The sequence below is a fragment of the Zavarzinella formosa DSM 19928 genome, assembly GCF_000255705.1.
GTDB classification, from domain to species: Bacteria; Planctomycetota; Planctomycetia; order Gemmatales; family Gemmataceae; genus Zavarzinella; species Zavarzinella formosa.
The window spans coordinates 565,585-568,258 of sequence record NZ_JH636444.1 but is presented as its reverse complement, the minus strand read 5'-3'; the positions used below and the strand labels follow the sequence as shown (position 1 = coordinate 568,258).

General features: G+C 58.0%; 4 protein-coding genes. 1 reads left to right on the top strand and 3 read right to left on the bottom strand.

Annotated elements, in window-relative coordinates; genetic code table 11:
• Positions 1–491, bottom strand: a 491-nt coding sequence (locus BGIM_RS53310) for an HAD family hydrolase (RefSeq protein WP_020473632.1), incomplete at its 3' end; no start/stop codon positions are given.
• Between the two features lie 353 nt (positions 492–844).
• Here BGIM_RS53310 and BGIM_RS0131370 point away from each other — a divergent pair.
• Positions 845–1,201 (top strand): response regulator, encoded by a 357-nt coding sequence (locus BGIM_RS0131370; protein ID WP_238537756.1) that lies wholly within the window; start codon positions 845–847, stop codon positions 1,199–1,201.
• Here BGIM_RS0131370 and BGIM_RS0131365 read toward each other — a convergent pair.
• A complete protein-coding gene (locus BGIM_RS0131365; RefSeq protein WP_238537754.1) occupies positions 1,173–1,481 on the bottom strand; it encodes a response regulator in 309 nt (102 codons plus the stop codon). The two genes, BGIM_RS0131370 and BGIM_RS0131365, sit on opposite strands and share 29 nt — an antisense overlap.
• Before the next feature lie 472 nt (positions 1,482–1,953).
• A partial coding sequence (locus tag BGIM_RS0131355; RefSeq protein ID WP_202947335.1) for a hypothetical protein occupies positions 1,954–2,674 on the bottom strand: 721 nt, incomplete at its 5' end.

Genomic DNA, 2,674 nt, shown 5'->3' with positions numbered 1-2,674 from the left:
CCGCCACAGCGCACGGCGATCACTGCCATTTCGGCCTTGCGGGCCGCCTCCACGTCATATGGCGTGTCTCCGAGCATCACGACCTCACCCGCAGACAGGCCCAGTTCTTTGAGCGCCGCATGCAGGATATCCGGGTCGGGCTTTGATTCCTCCGCGTCGTCCGAGGAAGTCGCGGCCTTGATGACTTTGTCGGCTCCGCAAATCTTTAACAGGGGTTTGAGTTCGTCTTTTTTGGCCGAACTGGCGACCGCCAGTTTCAAGCCCATTGCCGCCAGTTTCTCCAACAGCTCTTTGGCTCCCCGAGTTGGCTGAAGATGCGGAAGATACTCGTCGAGAAAGATTTCCCCCCGGCGGTCGCTGATCTTCTTTCCTTCTTTCGACTCGGCGTCCACTCCGCTCACCTTCGGAAGCAACTTGTCGCCGCCCATCCCAATGAGCGGCCGGACTTTTTCAAAGGCAACCGCATGACCGCTTTCGGCCAGCGCCTTCACTCACGCATGCGTATGAGCGTCGTTGCTGTCCGCCAGCGTGCCGTCGATATCCAACAGAATTCCGCGAACAAGTTTCATTGGAAGTCTTCTCAAGGGGATTGTTCCCCATTGGTAGTTCCCCATGTCGCATTCCCATTGCGAGATTACCAAATCGATTCTCTTTTTCGGATGGCAGCCGACGTTGTTTTGAAGTGTATCTTTTTCCCAAATTGCCAATCCATGACCTGAATATTCGTGTGCCGGGTATACTGAGACACCCCTTGTGATGGAACACCCCGTCAGGCAGCCGATGCCATAGGAACTTAATGACCCATGCAGAAGCCGGAAGCCCCGGCCTGCCATCCGTGTTGGTGGTGGATGATTACCCGGACTCCGCCGAATCGCTGGCGATGGTGTTAAAAACCCATGGCTATCCAACGGGCATTGCCCTCTCAGGACGTGCGGCCCTCGGAATTCTCTTATTGCCGGACATCGTCATTTTGGAACTGCGGTTAAGAGACACGGACGGCTGGAATCTGGTGAAGACGATTCGAGCAAGACCGGGTTCCGTGATTCCCGCCTTTATCGCGGTCACGACATGTGGTCAGCCCGCGGACTTTCTCAAGTCGTCCGACGTCGGTATCAGTGCTCACCTGATCAAACCCGCCTCCATCGACCATATCATCTCCGCCTTGGCCAGTGTCAGCCATGCATTCCCTTCGCGATGCTGACCAACATCGTCGGGTCGGCCGGTTTGATCAGATGAATCGTAAAGCCCGCCCTGGCCAGCCTTCGCACATCCCCCTCGCGGCTCATGGCTGTCACGGCCACCAGCGTCATCAGGCGCCGGGGCGCCAATTCCCGGAGACGGATTGCCAGTTCGTCTCCGTCCATGCCCGGCATGTTCAGGTCGATGAAACACAAGTCGGGAGGCGATTGTCTGGCAAGGCGCAGGGCAGTTATCCCGTCGTAACAGGCTTCGGCATCAAATCCATTAAGGCTGAGTATCAAGGCGTTTGTGTCAGAAACGTCGTGATTGTCATCCACGCAAAGTATGTGAGGGAAAAGGATCGAGGAGGCGTCGTTGGAGATAGCGGTTCCTCTCCCGCATGGGGATCGGGAAGAGCGGTGGCAATGCGGGCTGCCTGACAATGGCATAATTCAAGCATATCTCGTACCGACGCGAGGAAAATCCTGTCACGCGGACGAATTTACAACTCATCGTCGCATGATAAGCGTCACAATGTGACACGCCTTCCGTTATCCAAACAATGTGGGCCGGGACACCTTCTCCCGCAACTTCATCGGCAACCCCATCAACTCGGCCTTTTCAGCGTTCGAGTGGCCCGGCTTGTCCGCGGTTCGGCCGAGGAATTTTTGGATGGCCGGCCGCCGGGCCTCGTTCCCGAAGAAGTGGCTTGCGCCTGGCCATATGCCGTCTCCGGCGTGGAATCAATTGCAAGGGCGAACGGAGGTTGAACGACTAAGGTTTCATCCTGAGAATCCATGGCTTTATGATGCCGGTGTTGGGGTCGGGGGCTTTCTCGGGCGAGATGTAAATGCGGTCTTCGAGCACCGCGCACCGCATGACGAACACTTCCTTTTCCCCTCCTTTAAACCTCAAAACGACGATGACGGTGAGTTTGTCATCGGCCACGCGGAGACTGGCGATGCCTTGGTGGTCGGCAATCTCGAAAGCGATCTCACGGTCCGTCAGCCCGTGTTTCTTGAGATAGCGGGGGTCGAAGAAATCCCGGAAGCGGATGTCGGGATACGTGGCCATCTTGGCGAAAAAGCTCTTGACCACGACTGATCCGTCCTCCGTCGCACGAGAGGGCAGGCCGGACGCCATGCGGCCCATCATGTCCGGCTTCTCGGCGATGTGCGGCGGCTTGTCCGCTTGCGGTCGAGGCGGGGCGTCGTTCACTTCCGCCGCTTTCGCAGGCTTCTGGGATTTCACTTCGTGACCGGCCGGCGATTCGGTCTGAGCCAGCACGAGACTCCCGCCGACAACGACCGCCGCGCCCGCCAGAAGTAATGCCGCCGTGGTCATAAATTTTTTGAGGAAAATGGTCTTCAAAACCCCTTGGGTGAGCGTGGCAACGCCGCCGGAGATCACCCCGGCCGCCTTCCCCGCCGCAAGGGCGGTCGCCACATTGGTCGTAAACGTCACCAGCGCCGGCGGCACGCCCGCCGACACCACA